The 19,107-nt window shown below is 36.8% G+C and carries 17 protein-coding genes and 1 rRNA gene; 16 read left to right on the top strand and 2 right to left on the bottom strand.

Annotated features, from left to right (window positions below):
• Window positions 1-5 precede the first annotated feature (5 nt).
• The 8 genes from rrf (at window position 6) to hisC (ending at window position 7,347) form a co-directional block, all read left to right on the top strand.
• Window positions 6-120: ribosomal RNA gene (gene rrf, locus JGE69_RS16225) — 5S ribosomal RNA — on the top strand.
• Window positions 121-505: 385 nt separating this feature from the next.
• Window positions 506-1,954 (top strand): RNA polymerase factor sigma-54, encoded by a 1,449-nt coding sequence (locus JGE69_RS16220; protein WP_016803219.1) that lies wholly within the window; start codon window positions 506-508, stop codon window positions 1,952-1,954.
• 167 nt (window positions 1,955-2,121) lie between these two features.
• On the top strand, window positions 2,122-2,460 hold the full coding sequence (gene hpf, locus JGE69_RS16215; protein ID WP_005071251.1) for a ribosome hibernation-promoting factor, HPF/YfiA family: 339 nt from the start codon (window positions 2,122-2,124) through the stop codon (window positions 2,458-2,460).
• 138 nt (window positions 2,461-2,598) lie between these two features.
• On the top strand, window positions 2,599-2,850 hold the full coding sequence (gene ibaG, locus JGE69_RS16210) for a BolA family iron metabolism protein IbaG (protein WP_002115399.1): 252 nt from the start codon (window positions 2,599-2,601) through the stop codon (window positions 2,848-2,850).
• A 6-nt stretch (window positions 2,851-2,856) separates the two neighbouring features.
• Window positions 2,857-4,113: a UDP-N-acetylglucosamine 1-carboxyvinyltransferase gene (gene murA, locus JGE69_RS16205; RefSeq protein ID WP_002115380.1), complete on the top strand. Its 1,257-nt coding sequence runs from the start codon at window positions 2,857-2,859 to the stop codon at window positions 4,111-4,113.
• Window positions 4,113-4,796 (top strand): ATP phosphoribosyltransferase, encoded by a 684-nt coding sequence (gene hisG / locus JGE69_RS16200; RefSeq protein ID WP_005071248.1) that lies wholly within the window; start codon window positions 4,113-4,115, stop codon window positions 4,794-4,796. The genes murA and hisG overlap by 1 nt, the downstream gene beginning before the upstream one ends.
• 106 nt (window positions 4,797-4,902) lie before the next feature.
• Complete coding sequence (gene hisD, locus JGE69_RS16195; protein WP_017481234.1) at window positions 4,903-6,192, top strand: histidinol dehydrogenase; 1,290 nt, start codon at window positions 4,903-4,905, stop codon at window positions 6,190-6,192.
• Window positions 6,193-6,261: 69 nt separating this feature from the next.
• On the top strand, window positions 6,262-7,347 hold the full coding sequence (hisC, locus tag JGE69_RS16190; RefSeq protein WP_199114198.1) for a histidinol-phosphate transaminase: 1,086 nt from the start codon (window positions 6,262-6,264) through the stop codon (window positions 7,345-7,347).
• A gap of 3 nt (window positions 7,348-7,350) precedes the next feature.
• Here hisC and JGE69_RS16185 read toward each other — a convergent pair whose 3' ends face one another.
• Window positions 7,351-8,703 carry an anthranilate synthase component I family protein gene (locus tag JGE69_RS16185; RefSeq protein WP_199114199.1) on the bottom strand — a complete coding sequence of 451 codons (1,353 nt, stop codon included), beginning with the start codon at window positions 8,701-8,703 and terminating at the stop codon, window positions 7,351-7,353.
• A gap of 355 nt (window positions 8,704-9,058) precedes the next feature.
• On the opposite strand from JGE69_RS16185, the gene JGE69_RS16180 reads away from it, so the two are divergent.
• The 6 genes from JGE69_RS16180 (at window position 9,059) to JGE69_RS16155 (ending at window position 17,177) form a co-directional block, all read left to right on the top strand.
• A complete protein-coding gene (locus tag JGE69_RS16180) occupies window positions 9,059-9,898 on the top strand; it encodes a DUF6160 family protein (RefSeq protein ID WP_060466201.1) in 840 nt (279 codons plus the stop codon).
• Window positions 9,899-10,205: 307 nt separating this feature from the next.
• Window positions 10,206-11,039, top strand: coding sequence for a C39 family peptidase (locus JGE69_RS16175; protein WP_060466200.1), 834 nt, complete (start codon window positions 10,206-10,208; stop codon window positions 11,037-11,039).
• Between the two features lie 45 nt (window positions 11,040-11,084).
• The gene (locus tag JGE69_RS16170) at window positions 11,085-12,278 is read left to right on the top strand and encodes a transporter (RefSeq protein WP_068564831.1); all 1,194 of its coding nucleotides are present in this window, start codon (window positions 11,085-11,087) and stop codon (window positions 12,276-12,278) included.
• 12 nt (window positions 12,279-12,290) lie between these two features.
• Window positions 12,291-13,955: an OmpP1/FadL family transporter gene (locus JGE69_RS16165; protein ID WP_069124124.1), complete on the top strand. Its 1,665-nt coding sequence runs from the start codon at window positions 12,291-12,293 to the stop codon at window positions 13,953-13,955.
• Window positions 13,949-15,217: a putative pilus assembly protein FilE gene (filE, locus tag JGE69_RS16160; RefSeq protein WP_199114201.1), complete on the top strand. Its 1,269-nt coding sequence runs from the start codon at window positions 13,949-13,951 to the stop codon at window positions 15,215-15,217. Before JGE69_RS16165 ends, filE begins: the two co-directional genes overlap by 7 nt.
• 19 nt (window positions 15,218-15,236) lie before the next feature.
• Complete coding sequence (locus tag JGE69_RS16155; protein ID WP_199114202.1) at window positions 15,237-17,177, top strand: protein FilF; 1,941 nt, start codon at window positions 15,237-15,239, stop codon at window positions 17,175-17,177.
• Window positions 17,178-17,227: 50 nt separating this feature from the next.
• Here JGE69_RS16155 and JGE69_RS16150 read toward each other — a convergent pair whose 3' ends face one another.
• Window positions 17,228-17,776 (bottom strand): NUDIX hydrolase, encoded by a 549-nt coding sequence (locus tag JGE69_RS16150; RefSeq protein ID WP_014208430.1) that lies wholly within the window; start codon window positions 17,774-17,776, stop codon window positions 17,228-17,230.
• Between the two features lie 114 nt (window positions 17,777-17,890).
• Between JGE69_RS16150 and JGE69_RS16145 the strand changes: the two genes are divergently transcribed.
• A complete protein-coding gene (locus JGE69_RS16145; protein ID WP_199114203.1) occupies window positions 17,891-18,520 on the top strand; it encodes a CoA pyrophosphatase in 630 nt (209 codons plus the stop codon).
• 19 nt (window positions 18,521-18,539) lie between these two features.
• Complete coding sequence (locus JGE69_RS16140; RefSeq protein WP_078210186.1) at window positions 18,540-19,067, top strand: gamma carbonic anhydrase family protein; 528 nt, start codon at window positions 18,540-18,542, stop codon at window positions 19,065-19,067.
• Window positions 19,068-19,107 lie beyond the last annotated feature (40 nt).

The raw sequence follows: 19,107 nt of genomic DNA, 5'->3' as shown, positions 1-19,107 counted from the left end.
GTTGTGCTGGCGACCATAGCAAGAGTGAACCACCTGATCCCTTCCCGAACTCAGAAGTGAAACCTCTTAGCGCTGATGGTAGTGTGGGGTTACCCATGTGAGAGTAAGTCATCGCCAGCTCATTATTACAAACACCCCCGTTCTAACGAATGGGGGTGTTTTTTTATGCGTGGGAAAAATATATGTGTGGGAAATAAATATAAAGTAGTAAGCTATGACTTGAATCTTTAAATTTAATAGAAAAAACTATATAACCGAATACTAATCAATTAGACAAAATTAAAAGAGAACTAGATCCTCTTAATTAACTTTTAATAAAAAGATTTCGTATCTGACTTCTGAGAACTATGTTTGATAGAATTAATTTAATAAGATTATTTTTATAATTGGAAAAATCTCTTTTTTCTTCTGCAAATTTCAGTTGGATATGTATGACAATTGGAGACTATATGTTATAAATATTGAATAGGCATGATTTTTGCTTGTTTTATGGAAAATGAAATATATGAAATTATCTGTTGGATTGAAAGTAGCGAATTCCCTATCGTTAACACCTCAATTGCAGCAGGCGATTCGTTTGTTACAACTTTCTAGTTTAGAGCTTGAACAGGAAATTCAGATTCAACTAGATAGTAATCCTTTACTTGAAAAAATAGAAGAAGAATCACTAACGGAGAGTCTGGCTGCATTAGAAAATAAAGAATCAGATGACTTAACGACTGAGCTAAATGCAGACCATTTGCCTGATGATTTACCCGTTGATACTGAGTGGGATGATGTTTATACCCATCAATCAACAGCTTTGGCTACTCCAGAATTTGAAGAACGAGAGGATAATCGCCAAGTTCAATTATCGCTAAAGGAACATATTCTAGAACAAGTTAATCTTTTGCATTTTTCTAAAATAGATCAATTAATTGCTTATTGTATTGTTGATGCATTAGATGATAAAGGGTTTTTAGATGCTGAAATTGAAGAAATAATTTTAGCGGCACAACAATTATTGAATGAAATGGATATTGAGGAAGAGATCGAAGAAGATGAGGTTTTAGTTGTCTTAAAACACATTCAACGACTTGATCCTTTAGGGATTGGTTCGCGTAATTTAGCGGAATGTTTAAAAATACAGCTAGAGTTTCTGCCCAAAGATGTTGAATATCTAAATGAGGCAAAAAATCTATTACAGTATTATGAGCTTTTGATAGCCAATGATCTTAATAAATTACTCAAACAAACTGGTTTAACGAAAGACCAATTAAAGTTTGCAATCAATCTTTTAAAAACGTTAAAACCTTATCCTGGTATGGATTTTGATAAGCAAGAATCTGATTATCAAATTCCCGATGTAGTGGTTTCAAAAAAAGATTTACATTGGCAGGTTCAGCTAAACCCAGATGTACTTCCTAAATTAAGAATTAATTCTTTTTACTCTAGTATGATTCGTAGAGCAGATCAGAGTGAGGATAATTTATATTTACGTAACCAGATGCTTGAGGCGAAAAACTTTATCAAAAGTATTGATGAAAGGCATAAAACGTTATTAAAAGTAGCTTCTTGTATCGTAGAGCATCAAAAAGCTTTTTTGGAAATAGGCCCGGAAGCGATGAAGCCGCTAGTTCTTCGAGACGTGGCAGAAGAAGTCGAATTGCATGAATCTACAGTTTCTCGTGTAACTACAAATAAATATATGCTTACGCCTCGTGGTCTATTTGAGTTGAAATATTTTTTCTCTAGCCATGTAGGAACAACAGCAGGGGGAGAGGCATCTTCCACCGCAATTCGGGCAATGATTAAGAAACTAGTCGCCAACGAAAATCCACGTAAGCCTTTGTCAGATAATGTAATTGCTACATTGTTAAAGGATGAGGGAATTGAAGTGGCTCGAAGAACGGTCGCAAAATATCGAGAATCGTTACATATTCCTTCGTCGTCTGAAAGAAAAGTCTTGATCTGAATTTTGAAGTATGGCTATTCTAGAGATTCATTATGACGAAATAATGAAATTTCATTTTCACCAAGAGAGTAACTAAAATGGTTTAATTGTTCTAAGTTTTCTTTTTGATAGCATTAAATCGTTTTAGTTCTTCTTTAGATAACCTAAAAAAGGTGAGGGATAGAATTATGCAAATAACGATTCGTGGACATCATTTAGCAATTACACCAGCTATAGAAGAAAATATTAAATCAAAATTTAATCAGTTAACAAAACACTTAGATCAGGTGAATAGTATGCAGATTAAATTAACAAAAGATCATCAAATTGATAAGCGCTCTCATAAAGGTAGTTCGAACCATGTTGCAGAGGCTATTGTAAGATTGCCGGGAATTGAGTTGTTTGCTCAGGCAACTGCTGATGATATGTATACTTCAATTAAAAAACTAACTGAAAAATTAAAAAAACAATTATTAAAATATCGGAAAATGCAGTGCACTTATTCGCAAGTTGCTGTTTCTATTTAATAAGTTTTATATAATTGAAAGAGGCTTGAAACATAGCCTCTTTTTTATTGATAAAATATAAACACGTACTGAATTCTTTGAAAAAGTTATAGTAAAATACTTCGTTTTACACCTTAGGTTGTGTCAGAGGTCTTTGCAATGAATAGTGAACAGCTCACTCAAATTTTAAAAGAAGCTTTCCCTGAAGCGGAAGTAGCGGTGAGCGGACAGGCCGGAAAATTTGACCTCCGTATTGTGGATGATCAATTTGACGGTAAGCGTACTGTTGCTCGCCAACAATTAGTTTATGCACCATTAAATACTTATATTGCAAGTGGCGAAGTTCACGCGGTAACAATTCGTGCAATGACCAAAGATGAATGGCGTAAAGCAAGCCTTTTCGGAGCTTAAATATTAATGGATAAATTTTTAATTACGGGTGGTGTTAAGCTCGACGGGGAAGTGCGCATTTCTGGTGCTAAAAATGCAGCTTTACCATTACTTGCTGCAACTATTCTTGCAGACTCTCCAATTACGATCACTAATGTTCCAAATCTTAAAGACGTAAATACTTTGGTCAAGTTGATTGGTGGTTTAGGGGTTACAATCGGCTATGAAAATGACACAGTAAAAGCTGATACCTCTACTTTAGATAATCAGTTTGCTCCTTATGAGCTAGTAAAAACAATGCGTGCCTCAATTTTGGTTTTAGGACCATTATTAGCGCGTTACGGTAATGCGAAAGTTTCTTTACCAGGTGGTTGTGCAATTGGATCACGTCCAGTTGATCAACATTTAAAAGCTTTAGAAGCTTTAGGTGCACATATTGAAGTTGAAAATGGTTATGTCCATGCTTCAGTTGAAGGTCGTTTAAAAGGTGGCGAAGTTGTTTTTGATATGGTTACCGTTGGCGGTACTGAAAACATCTTGATGGCTGCTGCACTAGCTGATGGTGTTACGACTATTCGTAATGCAGCTCGTGAGCCTGAGATCACTGACCTTGCTCAAATGCTCATTAAAATGGGCGCTAAGATTGAAGGACTTGATACTGATACTCTTGTTGTAACTGGAGTAGAAAGTTTGCATGGCTGTGAATATGCTGTGGTAGCTGATCGTATCGAAACGGGATCTTATTTGGCAGCTGCGGCAATTACGGGCGGTCGTGTCAAAACTACACATACCGACCCTGCATTACTTGAATCTGTTTTGGATAAGTTTGAAGAAATGGGTGCCGAAGTCACTCGTGGTGATGACTGGATCGAACTTGATATGTTAGGCAAACGCCCTAAAGCTGTAAGTTTTAGAACTTTGCCACATCCAGAGTTTCCAACAGATATGCAAGCTCAGCTTATGGCTGTAAATGCTATTGGTCGTGGATTTGCAACTATCTCTGAAACGATTTTTGAAAATCGTTTTATGCATGTTCCTGAATTGTCACGCATGGGTGCTAATATTCAGGTTGAAGGTCATGATGCTGTCGTGACTGGAGTAGAAACTTTACAGGCTGCACCTGTAATGGCAACAGATTTGCGTGCTTCGTTCTCTCTAGTTTTGGCAGCTTTAGTGGCAGAAGGAGATACCTTAATTGACCGTATCTACCATATTGACCGTGGTTATGAGCATGTCGAAGAGAAACTTCAAGGTTTAGGTGCCAAAATTAAGCGAGTAAGTTAATGAATGATGTAAGAAACGATGATCCTAATTTTGATGTGATGGGCAATTTTGATCATGGTTTGACCTTGGCACTCAGTAAAGGACGTATCTTAAAAGAGACGTTACCTTTACTAGCTACAGCGGGTATTAATTTGCTCGAAGATCCGGAAAAGTCCCGCAAACTGATTTTTCCTACTACGCATAAGCAAGTACGTATTTTGATTTTACGTGCATCTGATGTGCCTACCTATGTAGAAAATGGCGCAGCAGATTTAGGTGTAGCAGGCAAAGATGTGTTGATGGAACATGGCGCTCAGCATGTATATGAGCTACTTGACCTGAAAATCGCTAAGTGTAAATTAATGACTGCTGGTAAAGTGGGAATGGAGCGACCAAAAGGCCGTTTAAAAATTGCCACGAAATACGTCAATCTTACACGTCAGTATTATGCAAGCTTAGGTGAGCAAGTCGATGTGATCAAACTCTATGGTTCTATGGAGTTAGCGCCTTTGGTGGGTTTGGGTGATTACATTGTCGATGTGGTCGACACTGGTAATACGCTAAGAGCGAATGGTCTTGAGCCATTAGAGGAAATTTGCAAAGTTTCTTCACGTTTAATTGTAAATAAAGCTAGTTTTAAACGTAAGCAAACGCTATTAAATCCAATCATTTCACAGCTTGAGCAAGCTGTTCAATCACGTTAAAAGCAATTTCCCATCATGCTTTTGTGATAGTTGCTTCAGATGATGCCCACAAGCGCTTAGAAAAAGAGTAAACTTGGTTTTTCTTTTTCGCCTTGTGGGTAAATTGATGCGACGTTTATCGACTCAAGATCAGAACTTCAAACAGGTTTTTGCTGAGCTTTTAGCATTTGAAACTGTAAATGATCTTAATTTAGTGCAAACAGTAGATCAAATTATTGCTGATGTTCGTCAGCATGGTGATGATCATGTTTTAAAGCTTACTCAACAGTTCGATCGACATCCTGCGCATCAATTTTCAGATTTAGAATTATCTCAACAACAACTTAAAACTGCTTTTGATAATTTAAGCCCAGAAATTCGTGATGCTCTAGAGTTAGCAGCAAAGCGTATTCGTTCATTTCATGAAGCTCAGAAACAAGAGAGCTGGACTTATATAGATGATTTGGGTAATACATTAGGACAAAAAGTCACACCTCTAGACCGTGTGGGTATTTACGTACCAGGTGGTTTAGCCTCTTATCCGTCTTCAGTTTTAATGAATGCAGTGCCAGCCCATGTTGCTGGTGTACCTGAAATTATTATGGTTGTTCCTGCACCAAACGGTGAACTAAATCCATTGGTTCTAGCTGCGGCTTACCTTGCAGGAGTGAGTCGAGTATTCACTATTGGGGGAGCTCAAGCTGTAGCAGCGCTTGCTTATGGTACTCAGACCATTCCACCTGTAGATAAAATTACTGGCCCTGGAAATCGTTTTGTGGCAGCTGCCAAACGCGCTGTATTTGGTCAGGTCGGTATTGATATGATTGCTGGACCTTCTGAAATTTTAGTATATGCAGAAGGTGAAAATAATGCAGATTGGTTAGCTATGGATGTTTTATCTCAGGCTGAACATGACACAGTTGCTCAAGCTATTTTCATTACTCCTGATGAAGCTTTGCTTAATGCGGTAGAGTTGGCAATTGAAAAGCATTTAAATGAATTGCCAAAGGCAGACATTGCGAGAACTTCGATTGAAAACCGTGGTGCTTTGGTATTAGTAAAGGACCGTGCAGAAGCAATTGATTTGATTAATCAAGTTGCACCAGAACATTTGGAACTTTGCTTAGATGATGCCGAGGCTATGAGTGAAGATATTCGCCATGCTGGAGCAATTTTCATGGGGCGCTATACACCTGAAGCAATTGGTGACTATTGTGCAGGCCCAAACCATGTATTACCGACCTCTGGAACTGCTCGTTTTTCTTCTCCATTAGGTGTTTATGATTTCCAAAAACGTTCGAGCTTAATTATGTGTTCGAAAGATGGAGTCAAATCGTTAGCTAAGACAGCCGACATATTAGCTGTCCAAGAGAACTTAGATGCCCATGCACGCTCAGCTCGCTATCGTTATCAATAAGCTTATAAACCTTGTAGTTTTTTAATTATTACTCAGGGCTGATTTTCAGCCCTTTTTTGAGATAAGACCATGACTTTATCTACAGCACAAATGCGCTTTTGGAGTCCAGAAGTTCGTGAGTTAGAGCCGTACGTTCCTGGCGAACAGCCTAAAATTCAGAATTTATTGAAACTCAACACAAATGAAAATCCATATCCGCCATCACCCAAAGTAGTTGAAGCAGTTCAAGCTGTTTTAACTCATCAGGCTGATGCATTGCGTTTATATCCAGACCCAGATGCTATGGCATTAAAACATGCGATTGCTAAGCAACAAAATATTGAAGTTTCGCAAGTTTTTGTTGGTAATGGCTCAGATGAAGTACTTGCTCATATTTTTAAAGCATTTTTTCTTCAAGATGAACCAATTCTTTATCCAGATATCACTTATAGCTTTTATCCAGTTTATAGTCAGTTTTTTGGTACAAAGACTAAAGAAATCCCACTCAATGATAATTTTGAGATAGAAGTTAAAGATTATGTGCAACCAAATGGTGGGGTTATTATTACAAACCCTAATGCTCCAACAAGTATTGCACTAGGTTTAGCAGAAATAGAACAAATTTTAAAAGCTAACCCAGATCGGGTGGTTGTCATTGATGAGGCTTATGTTGATTTTGGTGCAGAATCAGCGGTGAGTTTAGTAAATTGCTATGAGAATCTGGTTGTGTGCCAAACAACTTCAAAATCTCGCTCTCTTGCGGGTTTACGCGTTGGCTTCGCGATTGCTCAGTCTCATTTAATTGCTGCACTTGAAGCTGTCAAAAATAGTTTTAACTCATATCCTATTGACCGTTTTGCAATTGCAGCAGCGGTAGCCTCTTTTGAAGATCAAACTTATTTTGAAGAACAATGTCAAAAAGTTATTTCTAGTCGTGAAAAGCTAGTAGATGAATTAACTGCTTTTGGCTTTAAAGTTTTACCTTCTAAAGCAAACTTTATTTTTGCTTCACATTCATCGCATGATGCAGGTCAGCTTGCACAGCAATTACGTGAGCAGGGCATTATTGTGCGCTATTTCAATAAGCCTCGTATTAATCAATTCTTACGAATTACTGTAGGAACTGATGAGCAAAATGAGCGTTTAGTACAGACATTAAAAGAAGATATTCTCTAAGTTTTACTCTGCTGTGCTGTTCATCAAGTTCAGCATAGCAGAGACTTTATCAAGACTTTCTTGATATTCTGCTTCTGCATTTGATGCAATTGTAATACCACCACCTGCCCATAAAGATAGCTGATTCTGATATTGTTGAAAACTACGGATGAGAATATTCCAGCGGCCTGTTCCGTCAAAATTGAAATAGCCCAATGTGCCGCAATATGCACCTCTTGCTGCTTCCTCTAACTCTTCAATGATCTGCATTGCCCGGATTTTCGGAGCACCTGTGATTGAACCTCCTGGTAAGGCAGAGAGCAGCATTTGCATGGGATTAATATCATCTTTAAGGGTCGCAACGATCTCGCTTACCATGTGATGTACTTGATTAAAACTTTCAATCTCGAATAATTTTGTTGTTTTTACAGATCCTGTATTGGCATAAATGCTCAAATCATTACGTAATAAATCGACAATCATCACGTTTTCTGCTTGGTCTTTTTGAGAGTTTTTTAAGGTTTGTTTAGAAATAAAATCTTTTTCTGTATTCTCATAGCGAGGCATTGTGCCTTTAATAGGTCTAGTTTTAATTTGTTTATTTTGATTGAACTCGATGAAAAGCTCGGGAGAGCAACTTAATAATTCAAAATCATCTAATTTTAAATAACCTGCATATGGAGCATTTGTAAGTTGCCATAAGTCTTTAGCTTTATTTAATAAGGATCCTGAAAATTTAGCTTTAAACTCTTGGGTTAAATTAATTTGATAGCAATCTCCAGCCTTAATATATTCTTGTATTTTATAGAAAGCATCGAAATATTGTTTTTTAGACCATCTTGGTTGAATAGTGGTTTTTAATTCAAATGTATTTTTAGAGTTATTGGAACCAAAATTCTCTATTTTATTTTCAATATATGAGAATAGATCAATTGCATTTTCTTCATCACTAAAAAAATACCAATCATTATCTATATATTTTAAAAAAGATCGATATTGGCCTAGGAATAGAGAAGGTTGTATATGGTTTTGTCCATTAATAAATTGATGTGCACTGAAATCATAGCTGATAAAACCAATATAACCACCCATAAAACTTGTTGTTGATTCAATATCTTTATTTAAATTATTTTCTTTAAATTGAATGAAATTTAAAAGTTGATTTGATTTTGATCTATTTTTATATTCATTGAAATTTTGGCGCTCAAACTCTAAATAATTTTCATTTTGAATAATAATATAATCTTGTGGAAGAAATCCAATAGTTGGGTTGTTATTGTCATTTAAATAAATAAGCCCAGTTAAACCATCTAATTTTTTTAAAATATCGGCAGCATTTTTACTATATAAAGAGATTTTTTTCTTTAACTGAGACATTTTTAAATAAAAGAGTGTTTAATGAGAGAGTACTTAGTTTACTATAAGTTGTACTTCATCAGGAGAAAGTCTTTTAAGTACTAAACTTTTTGCTGATAAAATGAACGAAATTTTAACTAAGAATTTATTGTTTTTAGCAAGGTTTATGTAGAAAAACTTGAGTGTACCGTTTGTCGGGTAGTTGGCAAAAAATGCACAACACTAGTTGAACAAAAATTAACGTAGATGTAATTTAGTAATTGCTAAGCAAAACCGCTCAAGGATTGGAAGTTTCGGTTGCCATATAAAGAAAAATGCAATTTGAGACAATGAGAGTGGTTAAGTCAAAAAATAAATGCTCTTGGGAGAGTGCTCAATGAAAATGTTCACTAAACTTGCTTTAGTTTCTTCTTTAGCTATCAGCGCAAATGCAATGGCAATGCAGTCAATGGACGATGCTGCGCTTAGTGCTGCTACAGGTCAAGATGGTATTAATATCGGTATTGCTTTAGGTACTGACGGTATTAATATCAGTAAACTATATTTACATGATAATGATGGTTTGGGTACTGCAACAGGAATTGTAGGTGCATCAGGTACTGCGGGTGCGATCGCAATTAATGGTATCACTCTTAAACAAACAGGTACTGATCCACTTTTAAATTTAGCAATTGACACGAATGGTGCTTCTGGTACTAACGGTGCTTTCTTAAACGTTGCGGCAACGGTTGGTGCTGTTGATGTGCATGTTGGCTCAATTGGTGTGGGTACTTCTGGTACTGTAAATGAAACTACAGCAACTCGTGGTATCACTGAAACAGCGCCAACAGAAATCATTACTGGTTTAGATTTGTCTTTAGGTAAAATTACTGCAAATATCCAGTTAGGTGCTGCTCCTCAAGGTGCAATGATTAAAGTGAATTCAAGTTTGCAGGGTGGCTTAAATATCTCTAATCTTGGTATTAAAGATGCTGCTGGCGGTGGTACCATCAAGCTTGACAAAATCATGGTACGTGGCGCTAATGCTACAGGTGATCTAGATGTAAATGCTGGTATTTCTGTAAAAACAACAGGACTAGAAATTAAAAACAACAGTACTCAAGCAATGAATGTATATTTACAAGGTGTACATTTGGGTACAGCTGCTTCAATTGGCGATGTCGAAGTTCAAGGCTTAAATGTTGCTAATTCTACAATTACAATTTCTGGACACTAATTTTAAAAGTCAAAAAACAAAAGCGCGTTTAATACGCGCTTTTTTTATTAAATGAAAAAAGAGGTTTTAATATAGTTGTTTAATTTAAAATTATTATATGAATATTATATATCTAGATAAGAAATTAATCGAAGTGAGAATTAATTAACAATTTAAATAGAGTAAAACTATACATTCATCAAAAAGATTAAAAAAAAGCTGTTTTTTACAGAAAAAAAAGGTATCTTCAACACACAGGGATGTAGAGCTATTGCTCTAAGAATAAAATGAATAAGGCCAGTTAGGCCACCAGTTAGACCAAGTGCTTATGTTAGAGATTGCTTTAGGCTCGGCATTGATATATTACTTTGCGACAGAAGCCTTCGAAATAGAAAAAAAGCCACCGGGAACTGTTTATTATACAGAAACCGCCGATTCACGTAATTTATCTTTTCGCCGTAGTCATATTGAACCAGTCACGATTAAACCAGCTGTAGAAGATCAGTTCAGAGGTATTGTTCGTCAAGCTTATGACTATAGTTGTGGTTCAGCTGCTCTTACTACACTTTTAAATGGTTATGTGGGGACGAGTTTGACTGAACAGCAGACCATGAGTGGTCTACTACAGTACGGCGAATATCAACGTATTATTGAGCGTCGAAGTTTCTCATTACTTGATATGAAGCGTTTCGTTACTGCAATTGGTTTAGAGAGTGGCGGTTATCGGGGAGAGTTTTCTGATTTAGTTAAACTTGGTCAACCTGCAATCGTTCCTATTTCATATGCTGGTTTTAAACATTTCGTCGTATATAAAGCTTATAAAGATGGAAGAGTATATGTAGCTGATCCTGCTTTAGGAAATATCAGCTTTGATGAAAATCGTTTTAAAGAAATCTGGGACAATAATACTTTATTTGTTATTTCTGTTCCTGAATCTCAGCGTAAAGATCTATTAGCATTAAAAGAAGCTGATATGCGTCATGTAGAAGATGCAACAGTCAATCGGTATGCTTTTGTTGATGTGCAGTATCCAACATTTAATTATGACCGTTTAGCAAACAAAGCTTCAACGATGCGTCGCGTCTTGGATAATGATAACCATTCTCCAACATATAATCAGCCGATAGAAACTTATATGCGTCTTTATTACAAGCGTAAATAGTCAAATTTTAATTTAGTAAAATAAATAGATTGGGTGGGAAGAAATATGAATAATCGATGGATGAAGATGAGTGTGTTGGCATTAAGTTTAATTGCCATTACAGATACACTTTATGCAGATGATCAAGTTGCAGAAGCGAGTACACAAAATAGTGTAGCTGTTCCTGAGGTGAGTACAAAGCCAGAAGTAATGCCAACAACAAATTCAGTGCAAGAACAGAAAACAGCTCCGACCACAGAGGGGGGAATCACTGAATCTGCACCTACATCAGCTACTCCAGAAGCAAATCAAGCAGCTACTGCTTTACAGAAAAAAGAAGGTGATGCGAGTCAAGAAACAAATTTACAAGAAGTATTTACTTCAAATGAGCGTCAATACTCATTAATTAAAAAAGGGGTTATTTCTTCTTATTATGACCTTGATTATACATATTATCGTGATACTCGAATTGACTTAGCTTTATCGGATAATTCTTCTCAACTCAATCGTTTACGTGTAGAAGAAGATGCAAACCACACTTTAACAAATAGTTTTACTTTTCAATATGGTGTTCTTGATAACTTAACTCTTTCAGCAACTTTACCTTTTGTTGCAAAGTCTGAAATTATTAAAGATAAAACTACTGCTGGTTTGGGTGATATTGCTTTGGGTGCTCGTTGGGAACCATTTCCTTTAAAGCAAGGACGTTTACCATTAGTTCTTTTTGGTAGCCTATCCACCAAAACGGGTGACAGTCCGTATGAGATAGGCTTAGATGAGCTCTCTACGGGTAAAGGTTATTACTCTGTAGGAGTAGGAGCAAGTACTCGTAAGTATATCGATCCCGTCGTTTTATTCGCTTCTGCATCTGCCAATTATGGTTTTAAAGAAACAGGCCTTGATCAGGCACGTGGAGGAGGAAAAAACGGAAGAAGAATTCTAACTTCATTTGATCCTGGCATTAGCGGTGGTTTCTCATTTGGTTTCGCCTACTCGTTTAACTACGATGTATCTTTAACGATGTCTTATCAGCAAAGTTTCAACATGGATGCTGAGTTTGAATTTGATAATGGTAACGAATCTTACACTTCACCAGATCAAAGTAGCGCAATGCTCTCATTTGCTCTAGGTGTACGTGTATCACCTGAAACGATTGTCAATGGTACGGTGGGTATTGGTTTAACAGAAGATGCACCAGATATTTCGCTTGGTCTATCTTTCCCGTTAGATATTTTAGGTTTTGGCAAAAAGCAAAAATAAGGAGATATTAAGGTGAAATATCCTAAATTATGTCCTTTAACGGCGGCAATTGTAATCTCCGGTTTTTCTAGCTTTGCCAATGCTCAATTAGGACAAAACCTAGCTGTTGATATTCGCTCACTCTCAATGGGGAATGCTGTAACTGCAGATCCTCCTGGCATTAGTGCAGTTCACTTTAACCCAGCAGCTTTAGCTAAAATTGACGGCTTGCAGACAGATGTACAAGGAATTTTAGCGAACTTTGATATTCAAAGAGAATACTCTGCACCACCTGGATATAACGTTTTCGGTTATTCAGATGACCCTATTGTATGTAATGATAGACCGGAGGTTTCCGTTGGTATCTGTACCGATTTCAAAGGACCTGTACGCGGTGATGTGGAATATGCCAGCTTATATGTACCCATTCTTAAAAAAATGGTTGATTTAGGTGCTGGTTATCCATTAGTTGCTCCTACAGCTGGTATAGCTTATAAACCACCAGGCTCGAAAGTCACCTATGCAACAGCAATGTATGCACCATTAGTTGCAGGTTTTGGTGCGGAAAATGGTAACCCAAGTAATTATATGGGGCAACAAGTTGCTGTAGAGCGTATTACATATTTATCTCCGTCTTTTGGTTATCAGGTAAATGACCATTTATCAATTGGTGCTTCAGTGGGTATGTCCTACAACGCGATAGCCCTAAACACTGATCTACGTTTCCCCAATGAAATGATTGGTGTACTAAGGATGGTTGATGAAGTAGTTTGTAGACCATTTAAAAATAATAAGGAATTTTTTACCGATCTAATATTATTAGGTATTTGTAATACTCAAGAAGGAATGAATCCATTTAACAAAATGGGTGCATTACAGGTTTCATTAGAGCAATCATTGAGTCCTAGCTATAACTTGGGATTGCTTTGGGAACCAACTGATGATTTTAGTTTCGGTATGGTCTATCAAAGTTCAGCTAAAATGCGATTGAAAGGTAAGTACCTAATAGATAATGCAAAAGCTCCACAGCAGCTTATTGCTGCACTTAATTCATCAACTACTGGTAGTGTTGCCTCAGGAGTCTTACAGTTACCTGGATATATCCCAAATATAGAATCTGGTTTAGTAGCAATGGATTTGGAATACCCTGCCCATTTTCAAGCAGGGATTAAATATAAATTACTGCCAGATTTACAAGTGAATTTTGATGTAGGTTGGACAGACTATTCCGCATGGGATAAATTTAAATTTGAATTTGACCGTCAGATTTCACTACTTCAAGTGGCGAGAATTCTATCTAATGAGGTAACTCCAGAATCTTTAGCATTGCCATTAAAGTTTACTTCACCTTGGAGTTGGGGGATTGGGCTAGAGTATTCTGCTACAGATCGGTTGAAATTGCGTGCTGGTTATGAACCACGTGCTAGTGCTATCCCTGATGACAAACGTAATACAATGGTCCCGATTAATAATGCACAATTGTTTGGTCTGGGAGTTGGATATCGTTTCGATACCGATACGGATTTAGATCTTTCAGTTGGTTTCTTACGCAGTCGAGACAACATACCAGCCTGTACAAGTACTTTATCTAATAAATGCGGTGTCGATAATATCTTATTAAACCCTTATGCCGGTTTAGATGTTAAAACAAATACTAAAGTTACAGTGCTTGGTTTGAGTTATAGAACAAAATGGTAAGACAATATAAATGGATGTTTCGCCCTAAACTTGCTGTCTCAATATTAAGTATTGTGATGGCAAGTATTTCTTTATCTTATGCAGATGGTTTTTATACGATTATAGGTCCAGATGGTCGTCCTATGATCGTGCCTAGTAAAAATATTGAGCAAAAAAAAGAGTCTATTTCTAAAATAGAAATAAATCCTCAAAATTCACTTAATGAGGCTGTGATTATCCCAGATCCAATAATTATTAAAGAGAAAGAGTACAGAGATTTACCGAAAAAAATAGAACAGCAAAAACAAAAGAAATTAAATACTGCACCGACTGCACCGACTGCACCGACTGCACCGACTGCACCGACTGCACCGACTGCACCGACTGCACCGACTGCACCGACTGCACCCAAAGATACTAGCGAAAGTGCTATAAGTGTTAGCGAATTAAGTATCCCTGTGACGAAACCTAAATCTCTTGAAACAGAAAAATCCCAATCAGTTCCTAATGATGAATGGAAGAAAAAGCTCACTTTAGTTCCACCACCAATAAAAAGTTCTTCTCAAGCTCCATCCTCGTCAGACTCTTTAAAAGATAAGTCTAAGTTTACAATGATTGATAATGTTGAATATGTAAATAATGAGTATCTTGAAGATCAGGAATTCAATATAGAGGGTAAAAAACGGTTTTATCTTATGCCGGATGGCCTAGGGCGAACTGAATCAATAGAACGGAAAAAAGGTGTTAGTCGGTCAACATTAGATCAGCTTTTTAATCGACACTCTCAAGATGAGCAAAGCGCTGTTGTATTAGCTTCAACATATATGCGCTTATCCTCAGAAGAATTAGAGAGGGCTTTTGAACAAGATAAATGTTTTGTTAAAGGTTATACTAAATTAATTAAGACCCTTAGTATAAATAAAGAAGTAAATTTGTGGCCGCGGAAGCCATTAAAAGAAAAATTTGAATACGAGGTCGTCAAACTAGATCCTTCTGTTCAAAATTTAAAGTTTCTATCATTTGCTGCTAGTAATGAAAATCCCCTATATTACTGGCCTTTAGTCATCTTTTTGGATGATAAAGGCTGTATCTTAGAGGGTGTAAGTGGATTCAAAAGCAGATCTTATCCTTCTACGATATTACAGCATGCATCAATTCAAGGTGTTTTAAAAGTACCTCCTTCAGCAAAATATATCATGATGACACCTTTATCCTCTGCGGTAGATGTTGAAGAAAAAGAGTTAACAAATCAGGGACAAATTCAAATTTCGGTATTACGTTAAAAAATAAGTAGGATAGCTAATGAATAAAAAAGTTTTCTGGCCTTTTGCACTGACTACTCTAGCACTGATGTTAAATGGTTGTGGTGGTGGTGGTTCCAATATTAATGAAGATCCGAATTCAGGTGGTAATAATGGAAACCTAACTTCTGGTAGTTGCAAACCAAGTGTAAGTGGTAACTCGACTAGAGATTCAAATTGCTTTGAGTTTGCATTGGATTATCCAGTTGAAGGAATTAATTTTGATTGTAGTACGGCCCTCGGGCAGCATTTTGTCACTACCCTTTCACAGGGGACCGTGACGGGTACATGTAAAGTTGGTGATACTGCACGTTTCTATTTACAAGGTAAGAGCGATAAACAGATTTTCTTAGGTAGTGTGAAGCTTGATACAATAGGAAAATATACTGCTTTTGTGAATAATGGAAGTCAAAAAACATCATTACCTGTGTATTTAAGACTATTAGATTTAGCAAGTGGGATAACAGGTAAAACACCTGCGACTTTAGATAAAAATGATGAAACAATTAAAGTTGCAATTGCTTTGGTAAAAATATTCCAAAGTATTGGTTTTGAAAAAGGTGATAATCTGATTGGAGATATACAGCCTATAGAAATTACAGATGAGAAAAAGGATCTACTTACTAAGCTCTCTCAAAGCGTAACAGCAGCAGATTTTCAAAGTGGGGCGTATGCGAGTCTTTTAAAACCTTGGCTAGATGTCAGTCCAATCTCAGATGATGAAGCATATAAATTAGTAGTGCAAACAACTAATTTAAGTAATGCGGGAACTTATGAAGCTACAGATATTCTCGATGTTTTCCTATTTAGAGGATGTAATCTTAACTCATATGAAGAGTGTGAAAAAAATTCCTCTACTGCCTTGCGTGATAGTGTAAATTCAATGTACTTAGTGACAGACCGTCAAGGTTATACATTCGGTTATGGCTTACAATGGAATGGTGTTAGAAAGGATTTAACAGATCCTTTAAATCTTGTACGAAAAGTTAAACCAGTCAAAATGAATGTTAATGCCCAAAATACTTGGCTTCATCCAATCAGCAGAGAAATTCAATCAACTACACCTCTTCGTTTAAGTCTATCGGATAATCCAAATGAAGACATACAAATTTATCAAGGCAAATTATTTAATGATTATGCTATTGCAGGAAATGAATTTGTATATAAAACCTTGACGAATCTGAATACTGGAAATCCTCAACATTATGGCCGTTGGCGGCAAACTCTGGGTGGAGAAAACTATAATGGGGGAGTAGATATTTATAAAGGAAATAAGATTAGTTTTTTAGAAAGTAGTGTTTTTAAAACTGCTGGGAATGTTAAAACTGGAGAAAATTATATTTTTCCACTCTATGCAAATTTAACTTTTAATTTTGCGCAAACAGCGGCACAGCCTGTAAATTTAGGTATTGTTATTGATGAACATGGCGATATCCGAACTGATATTAAACCAAATGCCACAATTACTGATATGTCAGGGCAATGTGCCACAGTTACAGGCAACAATTTAATTGATAGTTTGGGTGTACAGCAATACCGTATTGGTACGACTGCTGCGACACTAAATGATCCGACAAACTCTGATCGCTCAGTTTATATTCGTATGATGTTAGCAAATCCAAAATTTTCGAATATTGATGGTGCGATGATTGGATTGACTTTCATTGGACCATCAGCAGGAACTGCAAAACTGAATTTATTTAATTTACTGGCAAATAAAGTAGATAATAATAGTATTAATCTTAATAATGGAGCAAAAGGGCTGGCTAGTTGGTATAACGCTCATGCAGCTGCACAAGCGAGTTATAATGCAATTGATAAAGTAATTCCAGCACCAACTGATGAAGAGAAAGCATTAGCACAACGTATTGTTGGTACAGTAACAATCAAATTAGCAGATCAGTCTATTCCAGCATGTAAAGCAATCAAAATTAAATCTTAATTAAACAAAATAAAAAGACCGCTATGCGGTCTTTTTTATGATTCAAGTGATTAACCTGTATGGTCTAAACGAGTCCCCAAAGTTTCAAGATGTGTTGGAAAAACTTGTTTCTTACGATCTTCAAAATAATGTCTTAATGTATGTTCGACACTAGGGAAGGCTAGTTCTGCCCATGGAATTTCATGCTCTTCAAACAACCGACTTTCGATGCTTTCTTCACCAGCACCAAAAATTCCATCTTTCAGCTGTGCTTTGAAAAGAACATAAATTTGACCAATACGTGGAATATTGTACATGCAATAAAGTTGTTCTATTTCTATTTCGGCTTCTGCTTCTTCACGAGTTTCGCGTGCTGCACCTTGTTCCATGGTTTCAAATAATTCCATATAGCCAGCAGGCAAAGTCCACAAGCCATAACGAGGCTCAATCGCACGACGACAGAGTAATACTTTATCTTCCCATAACGCTAAGGCACCGCAGATTACTTTGGGATTTTCATAGTGAATATTTCCACAATGAGTACAAACACGGCGTACTTTATGATCACCTAAAGGAATTTTTTGTTCGGTTTTATGCCCACACGCTACACAGAAACTCATAATTATCATCGAGTATAGAGATGACTCAGCATAACTGAATTTTTAGACTTACGCATCAACTCTATTCCCTAAGTTTTATTTTCAGATATGATGAAAAGAGAGACAGAATAATAGGTGAAAGGTATGGAAGAGCACTTGCTAACACAAAAGTTACAGCAAAGATTGCGCTTTTCCACCCGCATACAAGAAGCACAAGCAGCAGTACTGATAGCAATTACTAATGAAAATGATCCGAAGGTACTGCTTACACGCCGTTCAATACATATGAACAACCATGCGGGGGAAGTTTCTTTTCCGGGTGGAAAGCGTGATCCTAGTGATACTAGTAATATTGTTGTAGCGTTAAGAGAAGCTCAGGAAGAGACAGCTTTAAACCCCTTTGATGTGCAGTTGCTCGGTGATTTGCCGATGCAGCGTGCAAGAAGTGGTTTGTCTGTAAAACCGATCGTTGGACTTATTCCTCCAGAGGTGACTTTAATACCTCAGCCTACCGAAATTGATCGAATTTTCTTTGTCCCGTTACAGCAACTTATCGAGACGCGGCCAACACCCTATGAAGTTCGATATGCTCATCAGTCTTTATATTTTCCAAGCTTACAGATTGATAATGAAATTATTTGGGGTTTAACTGCTCGAATGTTAGTTGCTCTGTTTAAATATGGATTGGGTTATCAAAAAGATTGGCCATTTTTACTCAACTCACCAACCTTTGGAATGCCAAAGTTTTCTCATAAGAATAAATGATCAGGATTGATAAATTATGATGTATAGCTATCAAGGACAGCACCCAAAAGCATTACATGAGCCATGGGATGGTTGGGTTGCTCCAACTGCAACGCTAATTGGACAAGTAGAGTTAGGGCGTCAAGTCAGCATTTGGTTTGGTGCAGTAGTTCGTGCTGATAACTGTGTCGTTCGGATTGGTGATTTCTCTAATATTCAAGAAAACTCTGTCTTACATACCGATGCTGGACTTGAGCTAAATATTGGTGAATACGTTACAGTCGGTCATAAAGTCATGTTGCATGGTTGTACGATTGGTGATAATAGTTTGATTGGTATGAACGCCGTAATTTTAAATCGGGCGGTGATTGGTAAAAATTGTATTATCGGTGCTAATGCTTTAATTCCTGAAGGGAAGGTGATTCCAGATAATTCAGTGGTGATGGGTTCACCAGGCAAAATTGTCAAAACTTTAGATGAAGATGGGGCAGCGAAAATACGTTTGAGCGCATTACATTATGCTGAACACTTTAAGAGCTATGCAGATTTAAAAGAGTTTCACTTTTAAAATCTTTTAATAAGTTATTTTCTATGCCAAGCACAAGCTT

Source organism: Acinetobacter sp. C13 (assembly GCF_016809775.1).
GTDB lineage: Bacteria > Pseudomonadota > Gammaproteobacteria > Pseudomonadales > Moraxellaceae > Acinetobacter > Acinetobacter pittii.
This window is presented reverse-complemented; position numbering and strand designations above follow the sequence as displayed.

Bases quoted from the DNA above. Each gene is read 5' to 3' on its own strand.
- JGE69_RS16155 (WP_199114202.1), top strand. From the start codon at position 15,237: ATGAATAAAAAAGTTTTCTGGCCTTTTGCACTGACTACTCTAGCACTG.
- JGE69_RS16220 (WP_016803219.1), top strand. From the start codon at position 506: ATGAAATTATCTGTTGGATTGAAAGTAGCGAATTCCCTATCGTTAACA.
- JGE69_RS16140 (WP_078210186.1), top strand. From the start codon at position 18,540: ATGTATAGCTATCAAGGACAGCACCCAAAAGCATTACATGAGCCATGG.
- JGE69_RS16185 (WP_199114199.1), bottom strand. From the start codon at position 8,703: ATGTCTCAGTTAAAGAAAAAAATCTCTTTATATAGTAAAAATGCTGCC.
- hisC (WP_199114198.1), top strand. From the start codon at position 6,262: ATGACTTTATCTACAGCACAAATGCGCTTTTGGAGTCCAGAAGTTCGT.
- JGE69_RS16175 (WP_060466200.1), top strand. From the start codon at position 10,206: ATGTTAGAGATTGCTTTAGGCTCGGCATTGATATATTACTTTGCGACA.
- ibaG (WP_002115399.1), top strand. From the start codon at position 2,599: ATGAATAGTGAACAGCTCACTCAAATTTTAAAAGAAGCTTTCCCTGAA.
- hpf (WP_005071251.1), top strand. From the start codon at position 2,122: ATGCAAATAACGATTCGTGGACATCATTTAGCAATTACACCAGCTATA.
- JGE69_RS16150 (WP_014208430.1), bottom strand. From the start codon at position 17,776: ATGAGTTTCTGTGTAGCGTGTGGGCATAAAACCGAACAAAAAATTCCT.
- filE (WP_199114201.1), top strand. From the start codon at position 13,949: ATGGTAAGACAATATAAATGGATGTTTCGCCCTAAACTTGCTGTCTCA.
- murA (WP_002115380.1), top strand. From the start codon at position 2,857: ATGGATAAATTTTTAATTACGGGTGGTGTTAAGCTCGACGGGGAAGTG.
- JGE69_RS16180 (WP_060466201.1), top strand. From the start codon at position 9,059: ATGAAAATGTTCACTAAACTTGCTTTAGTTTCTTCTTTAGCTATCAGC.
- JGE69_RS16170 (WP_068564831.1), top strand. From the start codon at position 11,085: ATGAATAATCGATGGATGAAGATGAGTGTGTTGGCATTAAGTTTAATT.
- hisG (WP_005071248.1), top strand. From the start codon at position 4,113: ATGAATGATGTAAGAAACGATGATCCTAATTTTGATGTGATGGGCAAT.
- hisD (WP_017481234.1), top strand. From the start codon at position 4,903: ATGCGACGTTTATCGACTCAAGATCAGAACTTCAAACAGGTTTTTGCT.